General features: G+C 56.7%; 10 protein-coding genes and 2 pseudogenes. 7 read left to right on the top strand and 5 right to left on the bottom strand.

Annotated features, from left to right (window positions below; genetic code table 11):
* Positions 1-82 precede the first annotated feature (82 nt).
* Together ACR3FE_RS15430 and ACR3FE_RS15425 are read right to left on the bottom strand one after the other, a co-directional pair.
* Positions 83-925 (bottom strand): hypothetical protein, encoded by an 843-nt coding sequence (locus ACR3FE_RS15430; protein ID WP_458208096.1) that lies wholly within the window; start codon positions 923-925, stop codon positions 83-85.
* 342 nt (positions 926-1267) lie between these two features.
* Positions 1268-2332: a hypothetical protein gene (locus tag ACR3FE_RS15425; RefSeq protein WP_458208095.1), complete on the bottom strand. Its 1065-nt coding sequence runs from the start codon at positions 2330-2332 to the stop codon at positions 1268-1270.
* 492 nt (positions 2333-2824) lie between these two features.
* Here ACR3FE_RS15425 and ACR3FE_RS15420 point away from each other — a divergent pair, with 492 nt between their 5' ends.
* From ACR3FE_RS15420 to ACR3FE_RS15405, 4 genes and pseudogenes are all read left to right on the top strand, one after another.
* Positions 2825-3967, top strand: a complete 1143-nt coding sequence (locus ACR3FE_RS15420) for an aminotransferase class V-fold PLP-dependent enzyme (protein WP_458208093.1) — start codon at positions 2825-2827, stop codon at positions 3965-3967.
* Between the two features lie 51 nt (positions 3968-4018).
* Positions 4019-5395: an outer membrane protein assembly factor BamB family protein gene (locus ACR3FE_RS15415; protein ID WP_458208091.1), complete on the top strand. Its 1377-nt coding sequence runs from the start codon at positions 4019-4021 to the stop codon at positions 5393-5395.
* 1 nt (position 5396) lies between these two features.
* A pseudogene (locus tag ACR3FE_RS15410) lies at positions 5397-5549 on the top strand (alpha/beta hydrolase); the annotation flags it as partial.
* A 309-nt stretch (positions 5550-5858) separates the two neighbouring features.
* Positions 5859-6752, top strand: a complete 894-nt coding sequence (locus tag ACR3FE_RS15405) for a hypothetical protein (RefSeq protein ID WP_458208089.1) — start codon at positions 5859-5861, stop codon at positions 6750-6752.
* Positions 6753-7586: 834 nt separating this feature from the next.
* On the opposite strand, the gene ACR3FE_RS15400 is transcribed toward ACR3FE_RS15405, so the two are convergent.
* Positions 7587-7853, bottom strand: a complete 267-nt coding sequence (locus ACR3FE_RS15400) for a HalOD1 output domain-containing protein (protein ID WP_458208087.1) — start codon at positions 7851-7853, stop codon at positions 7587-7589.
* Between the two features lie 487 nt (positions 7854-8340).
* Between ACR3FE_RS15400 and ACR3FE_RS15395 the strand changes: the two genes are divergently transcribed.
* Positions 8341-12024 carry a bacterio-opsin activator domain-containing protein gene (locus ACR3FE_RS15395; protein ID WP_458208085.1) on the top strand — a complete coding sequence of 1228 codons (3684 nt, stop codon included), beginning with the start codon at positions 8341-8343 and terminating at the stop codon, positions 12022-12024.
* 56 nt (positions 12025-12080) lie between these two features.
* Positions 12081-12380 (top strand): annotated as a pseudogene (locus ACR3FE_RS15390) (zinc ribbon domain-containing protein); the annotation flags it as partial.
* 42 nt (positions 12381-12422) lie between these two features.
* Here the strand turns inward: ACR3FE_RS15390 and ACR3FE_RS15385 are convergent.
* Positions 12423-12845 (bottom strand): CBS domain-containing protein, encoded by a 423-nt coding sequence (locus ACR3FE_RS15385; RefSeq protein WP_458208083.1) that lies wholly within the window; start codon positions 12843-12845, stop codon positions 12423-12425.
* A gap of 618 nt (positions 12846-13463) precedes the next feature.
* Between ACR3FE_RS15385 and ACR3FE_RS15380 the strand changes: the two genes are divergently transcribed.
* Complete coding sequence (locus tag ACR3FE_RS15380; RefSeq protein WP_458208081.1) at positions 13464-15038, top strand: MFS transporter; 1575 nt, start codon at positions 13464-13466, stop codon at positions 15036-15038.
* Between the two features lie 39 nt (positions 15039-15077).
* On the opposite strand, the gene ACR3FE_RS15375 is transcribed toward ACR3FE_RS15380, so the two are convergent.
* A complete protein-coding gene (locus ACR3FE_RS15375; RefSeq protein WP_458208079.1) occupies positions 15078-16850 on the bottom strand; it encodes a SulP family inorganic anion transporter in 1773 nt (590 codons plus the stop codon).
* Between the last annotated feature and the right edge of the window lie 456 nt (positions 16851-17306).

Here is a 17306-nt window from a genome sequence, read left to right as displayed (position 1 = left end):
TATTCAGCACTTGAATCGTCTTCAATTCACGGCGTTCTGAGCGAATCGGCCGTTGGATCGTTCGCGCGTATCTTGCAGTAAGTTACTGAGACGTGTGCAGTCGTTTGGAGTCTGTACTTTCGTCGGAGGTGCTATTCGTGGTAACGACCGTTCGGGCTGTCTCTACCCAATCGTGGTCTGGAAATGCGGCAGGACGAACGCTGTAGGTGTAGCGAAGTTCACCCTCATCATCGTCTAGTGTGATGTCGAACGCGTAGATGATTCCGTCTTCAACTCCGACTTGGAGTGTTCCAGTGATCGCTCGTGTCCCACGAGATTTGTTTGGCTCTGGGTCGGCTAGTTGGTACGTGATGACGGAGACGCCGTGGTGAGTCGTCCTATCGGTCGCCTTCCACCTGTAATATTCAAGGATATCGGTATGCTGACCGATGTTCGTGGGGGCGACCTGCCCGTAGTGACGGTCATATCGATAGTACGCGTTGGTGGTGTTGTCGTAGACGAACGATGGGTCTGACTTGAACTGCTCGCGTTGATATTCATCGGGAATCTGTTCAGCAGATTGAACGTACGCGTATGTGTCGCCATCTCGATAGTCCTCCGCACCGTACCAGAGGTCAGAGATCACCTCTCCTGTGGAGGCGTTGATGTAGTACTCTCCTTCTACGCGCCGGTGATCGGGTGGTTCAGTGTAGACGATCGCGTATGAATTCCAGTGTATCTGAGGGATGTCCAAAGCGGTGTTGTTGTCCGAGTTGAGCGTCGAGAAGTCGATATGGTTCGGGCCTGTTCCGTTCGGATACTGTTGATCGGATTTCACCAGACCATCTGTCGTCGATCTTTCAGCACTGAATATCCTGTCGGCACAGCCCGCGAGACTCGATAGCCCGACACTGCCGAGTGCAGAGAGGAGAGCGCGGCGTTCCATGGTAAACGTCAACTGCTGGTAAATAAGTACTTTCTGACCCACCGACCGCAGAGGCGTGTACACACGCACCCTCCAGCATGATTGCTGTAACCACCACTGTCGATGGAAAGGGGCGTACTGGATACAGTCGTGGGTCATCGTTAGATACACGCTCTCCATTCAGCACGACGTTTGTGACAGGGAGTCCGCAACTCGGTGGGCCGCTGCGAGATTCAGGGCGCATAGTCAGCACGCTCTGCGACTCGTTCTCGAAGAGGCATCCTCGACATGGAAAACTGCGCCTGGATGGGCTCCCGTCACCGCAGGTGGTTCTGGTACCCTTCAGAAGGGATTGCGGTGGGACTAGTGGGAGGTGGTGACACCATCGCCAGGATCGTCTGGTGACAGGTGATCGAATTCCGTCGTCGGGATGGTGCCGTCGGTCCAGGCTAGCTGGCCCTTAGTTTCGACATCGAGCCCTTCGTACGCACCGAAGCGATCGGAGCTCGATCCGATGTAGTCCGACAGTTCGCCGCTCTCCGCCGTTTTGGTGTCGGGGTAGGTGTTTGCCCATGTCAGGTGGGTCGTCTCGCTTCCGAATCGCCACGATTTGAGCTCTCCCGTGATGACGTCCTTCCGGAAGCCACGCGATGTGGACCCGTCCATCGCTTCCGGGTAGCACCAGAGTGCGTGGGGGTCGTCGACGACCCCCATCAATGCCGCCACATACTCGTTGCCGTCGACGTACTGGCTCGTCTTCTCCTTCGATGCGTCGATGACCGCTTTCGTGTGCTCGATCGGGTCGGCCCCGCGCCATGGATCTATCTCCAGTAGGGCGTCCTCCGAGACAGCGTAGACGTACTCTGTCCCGTAGAGGTCGAACCCCTCGTAGCGTTCCTGCTTCGCCCAGTAGGGGGTCGCTGTCGTTGACTGTGTCGTCTCGGGACTCTGCGTCGCTGTCGTGGAACTCTGCATCGTCGTCGCGGTGGACGACCGGCTGTCACCGGTAAGTTTTTCGCCGAAAGCCTCCGGATCGAACGACCCGAGGACCAACTGCACATCGTCGAAGCTCAGTGCGGCATCGACGGCAGTCACATCGATGTGATCGCTCGGAATGGGGCGCAACATCTGGGTTTTGAGGCGGTCGTAGGCATTCTCGTGGATGGCATCTTGGTGGGAACGGATGCCTTTCAGGTCGAAATACAGAATCTCGTAGCCATCTCGGAGTGGGGTTTTCGTTGGATCCGGAAGCCACCGTGCAAATTCCGGTGCTGCGGTTTCACCCGACGGAGTCGATGTCGTCGATTCAACTGGACTGCTATTGTTGCCAGTGGGCGAGGAGCTGAGACACCCGGCAAATGATGCGAATGTCCCGCTACTGAGTGCGAGGCCTGTCGTCTTGAGGAGGGTTCGTCGTGAGCGGGGCATGGAGTGGACTTCTTTGAGTCGTCGAATAAGTTTTCTGCTAACTATATGGAGATTGTAATATATGCGGTATGATAGGGTTGACATCATCCCTGCGCAAAACCATGGGGAGTTCACGGTTCTGCATTTCCGTGGCCCGCGCAGCGTAACCTATGAGTGTCCACTCTACGGTGAAGCCGGCTGTACCAAAGCCCGCCTGTGCCACACTGGCGAGGAGTCCGAACACATCGTGGCGGGTCACGCCTCTCACCGACGGGTTGCTCGCGTTCTACACGCCCTGTGCGCATTGCTTCATCAGTGATGGTTCTGGCTCTGAGATCGCCGCGCTCACGGATGTTGCACACGTCATCTCGTTCCTTTTCAAGCGTCCGCTACCGTCTCTTCGAACGACGCCTCTTCGTATCTGGTGAGATTCTTTGATGATGGGAGAATCACATCCCAGGCGAAACTATATACCCTTCCTTCTCGGTATAGGTTCCCAGCAGGGGACTGGTGATGAGAGACGATTTCAAAGACGATTTTGCCCTCTCGGAGGACGTTGCGTACCTCGATGCAGCGAATATCGGGCTCGTCCCGGAACCGGTCATCGAAACGGCGACGGAGATCTTCGCGGACATTGCCCGCGGGGGCACGAGGGAACTAGACGAACAAAGGGAGGCGATGGTCTACGACAGTCTGCGAGAGGAAAGTGCAGCCCTGTTCGGCTGCACTCCTGACGACGTTGCCATTTTCAGTAGTACGACGGAGGCGCTCAACGTGATCGCGTGGAGTCTCGATTTGGGAAACGGGACGATCGTCTCGACCGACATCGAATTCCCTAGCGTCACCTATCCCTGGATGCGGATCGCCCGAACCCGGGATATAGACGTGGTGCTCGTCGAATCTGAAGACTGGATTGTTCCAGAGGAAGCGTTGCGCACCCGAATTACGGCAGACACTGAGGTCGTCGTATTGAGCCATGTGGAGTACCTCACTGGCCAGCGATTCGACCTCCAACGCATCATCGAACACGCTCATGAGATGGGGGCGATCGTAGTCGTCGATGGCATTCAGGCTGCAGGATTCCTCCCGCTAGACCTCCAGGAGATGGGTGTGGACGTGTATATAACAGGGAGTTACAAGTGGTTGCTCGCTCCCTTCGGCGCCGCGGTAGCATACATCGACGAGGGCCTTCGGACAGAACTTGACCCCGCCTTCGTGGGCTGGCGGTCGGTCGAGGAGATGTGGGATCTCGACGCCACGACCCTCGCGTATGCACCCTCAGCACGAAAGTTCGAGTACAGCACGAGTGCCTACGACGTCAAACTCGCCATGGCAGAATCGATCAAGTACTTGCGATCGATCGGGATCGAGAACATCTACGACCACAATCGAGAGTTGGTCACGATGTTGCACCAGGAGGTGCGCAACATCGACGGTACGGAAATCATCACCCCGGGAACCGAAGGGTCTCGCCTCACGTTCACTGTCGATGATATGGAAAGTGTTGAGATCGAACGGCGCCTCCAGAACCTGTCCAGGCCGATCGAGGTCAGCATCCGATCGGGGTTGATCCGGGTTTCACCCCATATTTACAACACGAAAGCCGACATCCAGTACGCGGTTGAGCAATTCTGGGAGATTCTGGAAGGTCGCTGATGGCCACCGAGCGGGACGGTTCCGCCATCGCGTATCGAGTGCTGTCGTATCATGATGGAGAAAACATTTATCAGAGTGATATTCATTGCACCCATGAACCGCCGCCGCTATCTCACCCTCCTTGCACCTGGCCTTACAGGAATCACTGGCTGTCTCTCGTCCCGTCACTCGACGGGCCAGTCGACATCGACATCGTCCACGGAGTCACGTTACATTACCCGAAGAAAGGGCCCAGCTTTCCCCGCAGCACCGGCTTCTGTCCAATCTTCATCTTGGCAGCTATATCGCCACGACAAGACGAGTACTGGCCGTGCTGGTCGTGGGCTCGCTTCAGACGCCTTCCCACTGGCGAAGGTGTGGGACACCGAAATCCTGGATGCCGAGGCTGGCTGTCGCTACCCGGCGGTCGCTGACGGCATCGTCTGTGCTATCAGCAGTGCAGAAAGCAAAATCGTCACCTTCGAGTCCACAGATGGCAGCATCCGATGGACGTTCGACGGTGGGGAGTTCGACGGCATCGGTATGCCAACCACGCCGCCAGCCATCAGTGGCGATACCGTATACGTCGGATTTACCTATCAACGAGCCTGTCCATCCACCGGCTGTGAGGACGCATCGTTCGTTGCGGGGCGCATGTTTGCGCTCGATCGCAACTCCGGAGCTGTTCGGTGGACGGTCGAGTTCCCGGCGGAGGTGCGAACAAGTCCGATAATTGCCGATGACAACCTCGTAGTCGGGGATACGAGTGGGGCCGTGACCGTACTGGATGCAGCGACCGGTGTTCCTCGCTGGCGGACTGCTGTCGGCGATGCCCACGTTGCCGATGGACTCGCGGTCGCAGACGGGACGATCTACGTCGGTGGGACGACAGCAGACGACCCGTCACGTGGATATCTGGTTGCGCTTGATGGGACGACGGGGACAGAGCAGTGGCGAGTCGCCACCGAACGTGAGGTTGGTGATGCGGTGGCCGTCGGTGATGGGATGGTCTATGCTGGAACCGGGGCCACGAAACACGACGGCTACGTCCTGGCCGTGGATGCCGCCTCCGGTGAGGAAGTCTGGCGTGGGAAGACCGGGCGAATCGTGCGGTCGGCTCCGGCTATTGGAGACGGACTGGTGTATGCGACTACGTACGACACGGCCTACGCTTTTGATGCGGCAACGGGTGAGCAACAGTGGCGGTTTCGGGCTGACGACGCGTTCGGGGGGATGAGTAGTCCGGTAGTGGATGCACACAGCGTGTACATCGATCCGCACGTGAATCTATATGCGTTAGACCGCACGACTGGCGCCGTCCGGTGGTCGGCCACAGATGAACCAGTGGATAATTTTATCGACCCGGTTATCGCTGATGGGCGAGTCTATGTTGGCTCGGCGAGTGGCCGAGTTTACGGGTTCGAATCGGCCCCTGCATCCGACTCCTAACCGAAGTGAGATTCACGAGTGGAATCCGTACGCCGATCCGATGCACGCCGGGGATCTGTATGGGTGACGCCCCGGGACGAGTCTGACTGCTGCATTCGACCCGCTGCGCGATCGTGGGAAAGCGTCTGCCGAGCTGCTCGTCAGTGAGGGGTTGCGGTTCGGTTTCGTTATCCTTGGCGGCCTTGTCGAAATAGGCACCACGTGATAGGAACTACGTGGCGAATAGAGAGGATATATTCGGCGGCCTCCTGGTGGACGATCGAGCGACTGTTAGCAATCGGGTTCTCGACACAGTGGCCGTGTTCGTCTTTCTCGTTTTCAGTATCTCTCTTCCAACCGGAAGGGTACCACCACGTCGATAGAATCCTTCGTCGTTCTGGGAGCCGGAATCATCTGTTTCGAGCAGAGTACCACCTGTCCCCATGATACATGGTCACGTGGTCCATACTTTTCGAAACACTCCATGCCCTCCAGGCGTCAGGACCTCGCGGAGGTCGGTGTGGCAACCCTCGGCGGTCTCACCGGCTGTAGCCGCCTCACTCTCGGCGGCGGGTCGAACGAGTCACCCGCCCGGCACTGGATCTACGACCCGGGCGAGTACACCACCACCGAGACACCGAACGTGTTCGCCAGCTTCGAGGCGCCAGAGCGACTCCAGTCGGTTCGTGACGCCCTCGATCCGCAGGTGCCCTCGGAAGTGTTCGCTCCACCGGGAGACCCCGGCCTCGACCTGACCACCATAGACTGGGCTCTATTCGTTGCCGAGCGAAGGTCCGAGTGCCCGGCGCTCATGGGGTACGGGGGCAGTTTCGATGCAGACGCCGCCCGTAGTGCAACGACCGCCACGCTCGACGAGGACGTCGTCGAACCGACGGCGGTCGACACCGTCGATGACTTCGAAATCCTCCGCTACGACGACCACTCGCACGGTGCCTTCCTCGAAGGACAGGCGGTGAGCATCAGACCGGCAACCACGGAGACGGCCACCGAACTGGTCGCTGACGGAACCAACGGCTCGACGTGGTTCGACGCCAGCGAAAGACGGATCGGCGATGTCGTTACGCGAGTCGGCTTCCACGATATCCCCCAACTCGAGTTCAGTTACGACGAAAATGACACGGCTGGGTGTGAAGGATACAGCTTCGCAGTGGATGGCGAGACGACGACCATCCGGTGGGTGAGCCTCGGCGATCCCAGTGCCGAGGCGATGCGGGAGTTTGGCGACGAGGTGTCCGGCCTGTCGGACGTGACCGTCGAGACCGACGGCGAGCTGTCCGCGTTCCGAGCGAGCGCCCCGACCGACCGGTTGTCGTTCACCCACCACCTGTTCATCCGCCGGGAGCTCGCCTACGACTGACCATCCCGGTACGGAGAGGGCCGAACTCGTTCGATTCTTCAGCGCGACCCGCTTGCCTCCACCGCAGATGGATGAGGACCGATTCGCGCTGTGTATTCAGCAGTAACTGAACATCCTACCGAACTGCTGTCACAAACGGCGTGCTGCATACAGAACGTGAATGTAACACCGCAGCAGGGTGTATACGCCACCACAAGGGGTATGCTGCACTATGTAAATGCTGGAACATGGCGGTACGCTCAAAATTATTCGCTGTATTCTGCTACGGCTCATTGGCAGTTGGTGCCCTCATGGGGCTTCTTGGGGTGCGGCTTCTCGCGGTGGCCCTCTTCTGGTCGTCGGCTCCGATTGGCGCGTATGTCCCCGGGTTGATCATAACCCTCGGCAGTTCGGTTCTCGCCCTCTGTATCGGGCTGATGGGTCGATACATGTTGGCCAATCCCTACACCTACAACGCTCGCGATACCATTCGCGCTAAGTGGAAACAATGGTAGAGTGGGTGCTGGCCGTTCGCAGCTGGACTGCCGGGATACGAACGAAACCATCCGCAGAAACATCAACGAGTTCGCCGTTGATATCATCGTTGTGTCTCCGCTTGGTGACTGGGCACCACGGATGCAACAGTCTGTAGGTGTGCGCACTTCTTGGATGGATCTCGGCATTATAACAATTCGGCAAATAGTGGCTCAGGGATCGATGGCCTGTGAAACGTTCGATTGAATCCAGGCATTGGGATTCTCCGGATCCGAGATCATAGCCACGGTTTCTTCTCCGATCTGAAATTCTTCGTACAGTTCGTGGATGGTGGAGGACCTCTCGGACGACGACATCAGACTAATCGCTCCCCCCCGGTTCGACGACAGTACCGTCGACCATGACAGTCATATCCGAGCGGATTTCCACGTCGTGGCCATCGTACTGGAAGGACACGGCGATCTCGTCGGTCGATGATTCGAACAAATCGACGAGCGCATCGGGGTCGAGCGCGTCATATAGCGGTATCGGGAGGTCGTCTACGTCCACATCGTACACTGTCCCGAGAGCCTTCAGGACTGCATAATCCGGCCGACTACTGTACTGTTTTTCGTTTGTTTGGTTCACACCGTCTCTAGTACCTCGGACGGCCTGGATTCATCTTCTATATCAATAGAACACCACGTGACAGGGCTCTAACTGGATAAGTACGATTGCATGGCTATCTCAAACCAGCGTTGAGTGTCGAGCATCTTATTCGGTCGCCAAGGAGTGTATCTTGTCAGACATCATCTCGCCAGCTATCCGGACGATTGCATATCTGGACTGTTCAGATGTATCGATACCTTGGGTGATGTCAGTAAATAGTCTGTTGATTCATAAAATAATCGTCATATGGCTGTATTGTCTGCTAGTCTGCGGCACAACCTGTTCTGGACGGCACACTATCATGACGGGTTCATAGACGAATGTACTAACCCAGAAGTAATGAAATCATGAGACTAAGAGTCTATACTGCTAGAAGCCTACTATTGAGGACATGGGAGAACTCACATTTCGGTGGCTCATCCCGAGGTTTATCAGGGATAGGTATGTGGTGAAATTTACGCTCTTGATGACGGTCCCGATACTCGTACTCGGCGCGATACTAGCAACACCCGCGAATGTTGCCACCCTAACACTGGGAATCGTTTTCGTGGCGCTCATTGGATACTTCATCGGGGACGACACCGCAGATGCCATTACCAATCTCATCGAAAGCGCCCGACAACTGCAAGCGGGGAATTACGATGTCGATGTCTCGACCGACCGAGTCGACGACATTGGCCGGCTGTACGAGAGCTTCGAGCATATGGCGAGCGCAGTCGAGAACCGCGAACAGTCCCTCCAGGAGGAACGCCACCAGCTAGCTGCTCTATTCGAGAACTCCTCAGACTGTATCGCGCGCGTCGAACTCGACGATCTCGTGATTCAGGATCTCAACCGTCGCTTCGAAGAGCGGTTCGGATACGACAGTGCCGCCATCGCGGGCGAGTCACTGGCCGATCTCGTGGTGGGCGGCGAGGATTTGATCGACACTGACGACCTCCGCCAACGCGTTCAGCAGGGTGACCGAATTGAACGAGAACTCTGTATCGAAACAGACGGCGGAACGCGGGAGTTCCGGTTCCGGTTCGTTCCTGTCTCAACTAATCACAAGGACAGTGCAGAGCAGATCGAAGGGTACGTCGTCTGCACTGACATCACAGAGCGAAAGCGAGCCCAACGGATGCTCGAAACCAGCAATCAGGCACTCCGAGATCTACACGAGATCATCACCGATCGACCTGGCGACTTCGAGGAGACGATCCAGGAATTGCTCGAGTTGGGCTGTGAACAGTTCGGGCTCGACGTCGGCATCCTCTCACACGTCGACAGTGAGCGCTACGAGGTTGTCCAGGCCGTCGACCCATCGGAAACGATCGTGCCCGGCGACGTCTTCGAGCTGCAGGATACTGTCTGTGATCTCACCGTCAGAAGCGATACGGCAGATGTCGTCACACTGCCAGACCTCGAGGCGGCTTTGCCTACCAAGCTGCGGACGAGTCTCCAAGACGGCGAACTCGAAGCATACATCGGAACAAGCGTCGTTGTCGACGGCGACGTCTACGGGACGGTAAGTTTCCGGAGTCGATTCGCGAGTGTCGATGGGTTCGCCAAGAGCCAGCACGAGATTATCAAAGTGATTGCTCAGTGGATCGGTGCAGAACTCGGTCGACAGCAGCGACGGGAAGAGCTAGAGCGGAATCGAGAATTGCTCCAACGGACACAGCGACTTGCGAACGTCGGTGGCTGGAAGCGTGACCTCCGAGCCGAGGAATCCGCTGAAGAGATTTACTGGACCGACGAGATCTACCGAATTGGAGAGTTGCCACTCGGTGAGGAATTAGACCTTGAGCGTGCCATCGGAATGTTCGAAGACGAGCAGCCTATCCGCGCGGCAGTTTCCGGAGCCATTGAACAGGGTACACCGTACGATATTGAGACCCGGATCACGACAGCCACTGGTAACGAACGCTGGGTGCATGTCATCGGCGAGCCGATTATGGAAGACGGTAATGTTGTCACGATTTACGGGGTAGTTCAGGACATCACCGAACGAAAACAGCGTGAACGGGAACGACAGAAGACGCTTCACCAACTCAATGCACTCATTGAAAACACCTCGGATGCAATTTACTTTAAGGATACCGATGGAAAGTACCAACTGATGAACGAGGCCGCAGCCGAATTGGTCGGGCTTGATCCACAATCAGCGGTCGGGAATCGAGACGAGGATCTATTCGAGGCCAGGGATGCAGCGGATATTCGGAGGGTGGACGAGTTCATCATTCGGACTGGAGAGCCAGTCAACAAGGAGACGGAGTTGTTGATTGACGGCGAAAAGCAGGTTTTCCTGGACAACAAGTTCCCCTATCGCGGGGCTGGCGACGATATTGTGGGTATCATGGGTATCAGCCGTAACATCACGGAGCGAAAACACTATGAATTAGCCCTCGAATCTCTCCACGATGCAACCCGTGAGTTGCTTCACACGGAATCTGAAGAGGCAGTCTGCGAGGTTGTCGTGGACATCGCTACGGAGACCATCGATGTCCCCAGCGTCGGTATCTACCTGCTCGACAGTGAGAACAGCCAATTTACACCGACAGCGCTCACACCAGCGTTCAGTGAACTCATTTCGGAGACGCCACCACTCTCGGTAGGCGTTGACACACCGGCTTGGAAGGCGTTTGTCAGCGGTGAAACAGTGATCACCGATGATACCACCACCATCACGTCGACGCTCCACGATCAGATGCTTGAGGACAGGTTCGTCACGAGAATGGAAACAGCTCGTGACAGTCCGGACGATGATATCCGGACAGGATTGTTCATTCCAGTCGGTGACCACGGAGTTGTCACGATCCTCTCGCCCAAGGAGGTGATCGACAGTCCCACCCGTCAACTCGTCGAGACGCTTGTCGCAACGATGGAAGCGGCGTTCGACCGCCTTGATAGCGAGTCGAGTCTCCGCGAACGAGACCGGCAACTCATGGAACAGAACAGACAGTTCAGACGCCAGATACAGATCACTGACATCATCCGGACTGTTGATCAGTCGCTGCTTGGGCGAACCTCCCGCGAGGATATTGAGACAGCAGTTTGTGAACGACTGGTCGAAAGCGACGTGATACAATTCGCTTGGATCGGGGACTATGACGCCACTGACGAAGCGGTTCGTCCTCGGTCGTGGGCGGGTGACGGACACCGCTATCTCGATAGTGTGTCGCTCACAAGTGACGACAACGAACCGGCATGGTTGACGGCCGAGACGGGGTCAGAAACAGTGATCGGAAGTGTCGTCGATCGCCTTCAGTCCGAAGACTGGCGGAAGGTCGCACTCGGATGCGATTTCCGATCGGTGATCAGCGTCCCAATCGTTCACGATGAGTACACCTACGGCATGGTGACCGCCTACGCCTCCGAGCTAAACGACTTCGGCGACCTAGAACGCGCCGTGTTCGTCGAACTCGGTGAGACTATCGGGAACGCCATCAATGCCGTCCAGACGAAGCAGGCTATCTATTCAGACACGGCCACCCGACTGGAACTCAGGTTCACCGGTACCGAGTCACTCCTCACGACCATTGCCGAGAACGCACCGTGTCGCGTCGAATTCGAAGGGCTTTCGACGGGCACCAGAGGAACCACAATGCTATTCATTAACGTGACTGATACCGATACGGACCGCATCGTATCGATCCTTGAACAACTCGTGTCGGTCACGGACTACAAAGTGATTAGTAAGACCGAGGACGGTGGCCACTTCGAAGTCACGGTATCCGAGCATCTGCTTCCGTCGACGCTCCTCTCGCATGGTGTCAGTCTGCGCTCGATGGTCGCCGAAAACGACCGACTCGATGTCGTCATCGACGTGCCACAGAAGATAGACGTTCGCGAATTCGTCGAGCTCCTTCAGAGCCGGTATACGTCCGTCGAACTCGTCGCGCGCCGTGATGTCGAACGCTCCATTGAGACGAAAGCAACTCTCGTCGAAGCACTCCTCGGAGCGCTCACCGATCGACAACGAGAGACACTTCTGACGGCGTACTACGGCGGCTATTTCAAGTGGCCACGAGAGACGACTGGAGAGGAGGTCGGGACCATACTTGGTGTCTCTCAACCGACCGTCAGCCACCACCTTCGGGGTGCCGAACAGACTCTACTCAACCAGCTGTTCGATACAAAATACCGTCCAATGATGGCCACTTCATAGCCCATCCGACGAGTCGCTGCTGGATGTTGCATCTAATTTCTTCCGATCCGGAGTTGTACAAGGCGTCATTTGGGGGAATCCCAACCGCGTGGATTATTCCTGAGTACACGAGTCAGCGATGTCCGATGTGCGGCCACACGAAGAGATAACCGCAACAAGAAGTGGTGCAAGTGTCGGACGTGTTCCCATCAAGACCACGCCGACCATGGTGCAAGCGTCAAATCACCGTGAAAGGCATCACGAAGCATCAAGAGTGGACTGTGCCTGCTCTCAACAACTCTCCCGTTGTGCGGACGGTGCGGCAGCAGGCATCGGAGGCCGTGGACGCCCCGACCGTGACCCACCCGATTGCATGAAGCTATCAGGCCGATGGTCGAATGGGAGTATCCGACATACTTTCAGTAAGGCGGCGACTCCCACTCGATGACACCGACGAGGTTGTCCAATTCGTCGGTGAGGAGCACCATGAGATCGTCGAGTGTTACGATTCCGGTCAGCCCGCCATCGTCATCCACGATAGGCAGCCGTCGAACCCCTTTTTCGTACATCGCCGCAGTCGCTTCGAGAATTCCCTCGTCAGTTCGCACTGTCGTCGGTGTCTTGGTCATGATATCTGCGGCAGTCACTTCTGACGGGTCACGACGCGGTTCGAGAACCTCCAACACGAGATCGCGATCCGTGACGATTCCCACCGGGCGATGGTCGTCCTCAATGATGACGCTGCCAACGTTCTCTTCTTTCATGACGGTGGCGATATTTCCCACCGACTGGTTTTGATGGGACGTCATTACATCCGTTCGTGCAACATCCTGTATTGCCATTCTCCCTCCCCCAACGAGAGTGACGACGACCGAGTATATAATGATCGCGAGGATTGGACTCGTGAAGTACCACGGGGTTTGCCCCGTGGCTTCGCCGTTTTGACCGTACGCGCCAAAACGGCGCGTGTGGTGAGAAATACGAACCACGAACGCGACAACCAACGGGTATAGAGTGAAAAATATGCGCCCTGCATCTTGCACGGTCGCTCCTGATCTACCCAGCTCCTGTCAGAAGTGGCGTGCTGAATAGAGAGGGTGGGCCATGTTTAGACGCCGATCAGAGCGACGAGTACTAACGAATTGCCGCAAGTGCATCACGTCGAAGAGTTCCTCAAGCGATTGTTCCGTCGACGTGGACGGCCACCACATGCCTGCGTCACGCCGCGTCTAAACACGGCCGAGAGGGTGCATTCAGCACGACCGTCAGTACGAGATGAAAGACGAGTCGCAATTCGATATTGCGGTGAATTAACGCTCGGGTCTGACGAGGTTCATGTTTTTTGAGGGTTGAAAGCGTTTGATCGCTGTATGCCCCCAGATGGGTCTACTTCCAGCGGGAGTTCTCATCTCTCTACGGACTTACAGGCGGCAGTACAATACTGGGGCCCAGCAATCGCTGTGAGTCTGACGACGTTCATTGTGGTCATCAATGCATCCCTGATGAACGTGGCAATCCCCACGATGGTGGATGAGTTTGATACCACAGTCACCGTGATTCAAGGAGCGGTTGCACTCTACTCGCTGGTGATAGCTGCGCTGGTTCTCCCAGCCGGTACGCTGCCGTCTCGGCATAGTAGTCGACGTGTAATGGCAGTCGCACTAATCGTCTATGCCAGTGGGACGTTGGTGGCGGCGATTAGCTGGAATACAACGATCCTCTATATCGGCTGGTCATTCATCGAGGGTTCCGCGGCCGCTGTGATATTTCCCCTGACACACACTGTATTGAGAGTCAGTTACGAAGACGACGATCGAGCGAAGGCATTCGGACTGTTGGCTGGCGTTAGCGGGGTTGGATCGACTCTTGGACCGATTATCGGTGGAGCACTAACCACATTCGCAAGTTGGCGGTGGGGATTTGCACTCCAACTCATCGGTGTGGGGGTTATTCTCTTCTTCGTTCAGTATGTGAGTCCGACCCCACTGTCAGAAACACGCAGTTCGCTGGATAAAGGTGGGACAGTTCTGTCCATCGTCGGTGCGACATCGCTCGTCATTGGATTCCTTCTCAGTGGGAAGTATGGGTGGTTAGTTGAACGGCGGCCGTTCTTCGTCGGTGAGATGCAGTTCAATCCGTTTGGAACATCGCCGACGATCTGGTTTCTCGGAGGTGGCCTCCTCACGTTCGCGATGTTCGTTCAGTACGAACGCCGAATGGAACGTGCTGGGAGGTCGCCGCTCGTTCCGCTGAATGTACTGACGAACCGCTCTTTTTTATCCGGTGTTATCACATACAATATTCGCTCGATAATCTCGGCTGGCTTCTTTTTTATCTTCCCGGTCTATCTCCAGGCCGTACTCGGATACACCGCCTTTGAAACTGGGCTAGCGTTGTTACCGTATTCTCTTGCGTCGATCCTTTTTGCGTCGTTTACGACCAGTTGGCGTAAGTACATCCCGCCAAAGACGCTTATCCAGGTCGGAATCGTGTGTCTGGGCGCTGGACTGGTGCTGTTGTACGAGCAGACAGGCCCCGGTCAGACGATCAGCAGGATGGCTATCCCAATGGCGATTTATGGAGCCGGTGTCGGACTCATATTGGCACAAATCACCAATATGACGATGTCGGCTGTCCCTACCGCGGACTCTGCCGAGGCATCCGGAGTCCTGAACGTAAGCAGTTCGATAGGATTTTCCCTGGGGACAGCAGTCGTTGGCTCGTATTTTCTCGGGCAGTTCTATGGTAGTGTCGTCGATAGAGTCCTACGAGCAGAACAGGTGACAGTTTCAATGGAGCAACGAAATGATCTGGTGATAGCGCTCGAAGATGCGGTAGAGACAGCGACCGAAGCCACCCAGCAGCAGTTCCTGAACCAACTTACTCCTGCACAACGACAATTGCTCGAGAGTGTCTTCGAGGCCGCGATGTTCGACGCGCAGCAGGCGGCACTCCTCCTCCTCGTACTGTTTGTGTTGATCCTGCTTATCGCATCTACGTTCTTGCCACGGCAGATATCGGAAGCCGAAGAGTGAGCTACCACGCCCTCAAGGGCGTAGAATCTGGAATCCCGATCAGGCCGCTGGCTCCGCTCTCCAGCGGTCGATGACGTCATCGACCGATTCCTCGATCTTCACGCCACCAACGTTCGCTGCGAGTCCCGTCGATTCGAACATCCGGACAACGTCGGACTCCGCTCCCGCAAAACGGAGGTCGATGCCACGCGATTCGAGGTTCCGTTGGAGTTTCTCTAGCATCTGTGCGGCCCCGAAGTCCACTGTCGGGGACGAGGTGAGGTCGAAGACGACCAGTTCGACGTCGGAGTCGCGTTTCTTAAGACGGTCAAGGAGATCGATCCGAACCGTATCCGCGTTCGCATAGAACAGTTCGGCTTCGACACGATAGACGAACACGTCTGTGCTGGTCGTCGCCGCCGGGTACACGTCGAGAGCGATGAATTGATCTGTCCCGTCTATCTGACCGAGTTCGTGTGTTGCTGGATGACTGACCCGAGAGACTGCGACCAACAACGAAAGGACGACACCGACGTAGATGCCCCAGAGCATCCCGACCGTGAGAACCCCAAGCAAGGACGCCATCGCGATGGCGAACTCGCTCTTGCTTACCTGGTACAGCTGCTGGATCGCCGGTATGTCAATGAGGCCCTTGACGGCAACGATGACGATCGATGCGAGGATCGTTTCCGGGAGACTCGTGAACACGCCAGTGAGAAAGAGGAGGACGACGACGAGAACGATAGCGACGACGGCGTTCGTGAGTTGTGTCTTGCCACCGACGGAGTCGTTGAGCGCCGACCGCGAAAGACTGCCACCGACGGCGAATCCGCCACCGAGGCCAGCAGCGAGGTTGGCGCCGCCATCGGCCAGTAGTTCCTGATTCGCATCGGTGTCGTAGTCGTGGCGTCGGGCGAACGTCTCGACTGCACCGATGCCCTGGACGTACGAGAGGAGGAACAACGCGGCGGCGATGGGGACGAGGGTACCCAGCGTCGAGACATCGGGTATCGCTGGAACCGTCAGCGAGGGCAGACCGCTCGGAATCGGCCCGACGATGTCGACGCCGCGGGCCTGCAGATTGGTCACCGACATGAGCACGATCGCGATGATGACGACGACGAGTGCGGTCGGAAAACGCGGTACGAACCGCTCACCGAGGACGAGCACCACGATGCCCGCGACGCCGACGGCTAGCGTTTCGGGGTTTGTCATACCGAGATGAGTAACGGTGTAGCATATTCGCCCGAAGAAGGTTTGCCCGAAGAAACCGCCTGCCGTGCTGCTCTCGATGCCGAATAGTTTGGTGAGTTGGGTGGACATAATGTACAACGCCGCTCCGGCGGAAAACCCAGTGAGCACCGACCCCGAAATGAAGTGGACGAGAAAGCCTAACCGGAACGCCCACGCAACAACTGCGATGACACCCACGAGAAGCGTCGCCACGATGACGAGCGATGCATACGAGGCGGTGTTCTCGGTAGCAGCATACCCGACGCCACTCGCGAGCAAGATCGCCAGTGCCGAGGTGGGTCCCACGATGACTTGCCGAGAGGTGCCGAGAAAGAGGTAGGCGATGACGGCCATCAACCCGGCATACAAACCTGTCTCCGGTGGCAAGTTCGCCAGCGACGCGTACGCCAATCCTTCGGGAATGACCGACGCCGCAACGGTAATTCCTGCAACGACATCCAGACGAAGCCACGACGTATCATACTGCGGAAGCCACTTGAACACCGGGAGGATCGACGAGAATCGGTGGCTGATTCGTTTTCGTAGACGTTCTGTTCCCGACTCTGAGTCAGCCGTCGTGTCGTTTGGTTCGCTACCCATGGTTGGTGCTTGTTTTTTGCGTGGTGCCGACAGCACTGCACCCACCCAGCTCGCACTCTTGTACGACAATTCCCTATAAAGAGATGATGGCTATAAAACATAAGTTACTGATATAATGGCGGTGGGAACTGTTGAACGACTGATTCAGCCGTTCCGAAAGCGGTTCTCTCGGCACTGAGCAAACCGACCCTCTTCTGTTCGAGATCGCGAGCCTGATTCATTCGCGCCCTATATTCATCGTGACTCCTGAAACCTATCACCGACTGAGGGTTTCAACGAGGCCATCTTTCCACCATCCCCAGCCAGCGGAAGTGACGTGCGATGTGATCGCGGTCATCGGTGCGGTCATTTGCAGAGATTACAGGGCCACGGATTACTGAGTTTTCTTCCGGACCGTTACGCCAACGGTCACGAGGAGTCCGCCAACGACCAGTCCGAGTGCAATAAGGAGTGGAA

The sequence above is a fragment of the Haladaptatus rarus genome (assembly GCF_054177585.1).
The sequence above is the reverse complement of the archived record's forward strand: the minus strand, read 5'-3'. Positions and strand labels throughout refer to the sequence as shown.

Excerpts from the sequence above, each read along its gene's own strand:
- ACR3FE_RS15420 (WP_458208093.1), top strand. The coding sequence starts at position 2,825 with ATGAGAGACGATTTCAAAGACGATTTTGCCCTCTCGGAGGACGTTGCG.
- ACR3FE_RS15385 (WP_458208083.1), bottom strand. The coding sequence starts at position 12,845 with ATGGCAATACAGGATGTTGCACGAACGGATGTAATGACGTCCCATCAA.
- ACR3FE_RS15425 (WP_458208095.1), bottom strand. The coding sequence starts at position 2,332 with ATGCCCCGCTCACGACGAACCCTCCTCAAGACGACAGGCCTCGCACTC.
- ACR3FE_RS15430 (WP_458208096.1), bottom strand. The coding sequence starts at position 925 with ATGGAACGCCGCGCTCTCCTCTCTGCACTCGGCAGTGTCGGGCTATCG.
- ACR3FE_RS15375 (WP_458208079.1), bottom strand. The coding sequence starts at position 16,850 with ATGGGTAGCGAACCAAACGACACGACGGCTGACTCAGAGTCGGGAACA.
- ACR3FE_RS15415 (WP_458208091.1), top strand. The coding sequence starts at position 4,019 with ATGATGGAGAAAACATTTATCAGAGTGATATTCATTGCACCCATGAAC.
- ACR3FE_RS15405 (WP_458208089.1), top strand. The coding sequence starts at position 5,859 with ATGCCCTCCAGGCGTCAGGACCTCGCGGAGGTCGGTGTGGCAACCCTC.
- ACR3FE_RS15395 (WP_458208085.1), top strand. The coding sequence starts at position 8,341 with ATGACGGTCCCGATACTCGTACTCGGCGCGATACTAGCAACACCCGCG.